Origin of the sequence: Cellulomonas telluris, assembly GCF_004886325.1 — a bacterium.
Taxonomy (GTDB): Bacteria; Actinomycetota; Actinomycetes; order Actinomycetales; family Cellulomonadaceae; genus Cellulomonas; species Cellulomonas telluris.
Window position 1 is genome coordinate 1 of record NZ_QXFN01000082.1, and the last position, 544, is coordinate 544.

The following is a 544-nucleotide window of genomic DNA, read 5'->3' on the forward strand; positions in this document are numbered from 1 at the left end:
GACGACGCCGGGCGACCTGTCCGAGCCCGAGGACCCCGCCTCGGTGTTCGCCACCCGCTGCGACGAGCCCGCGGGCGGTTGGGTGCCGGTGGACGCGTCGAGGACCAGCAGGGACGCCCTCTCCGCCGCGCACCGGGCGGCGGAGGCGCTCCCCGACCACGCCCTGTCGTGGGGCGACCAGTCGATCAACCCGCGATGGGCCGACTGGCAGGAGCTCGTCGAGGGCGGCGGCTCGTCGCTCGAGGTCGAGCAGGCGATGAACGACCCCCGATGGACGATCCTCAACGTCGCCGTCACCGAGGACGTCGCGCGTGCCGAGGCCGCGGTCCGGGAGGTCTGGGGCGGGCCGCTGTGCGTCACGACCTTCGCGAACACGCACCGGGAGCTCCGCGCCGTCGCCGAGGACCTCGCCGACCTTCCGGGAGGCCTCGACCGCGCCTGGGGCTCCATCAGCAACACCGTCGAGGTCACCGTGGTCCACGACGACGGCTCGATCCAGGCCTGGGCGGACGAGGAGCACGGCACGGGCGTGGTCACGGTGACC

At 74.3% G+C, this 544-nt stretch carries 1 protein-coding gene; it reads left to right on the plus strand.

Features of this window, described 5'->3' with window-relative positions; all coding sequences use genetic code 11:
- Positions 1 to 544: hypothetical protein (locus FB586_RS19590; RefSeq protein WP_168800628.1), on the plus strand; the 544-nt coding region annotated here is incomplete at both ends.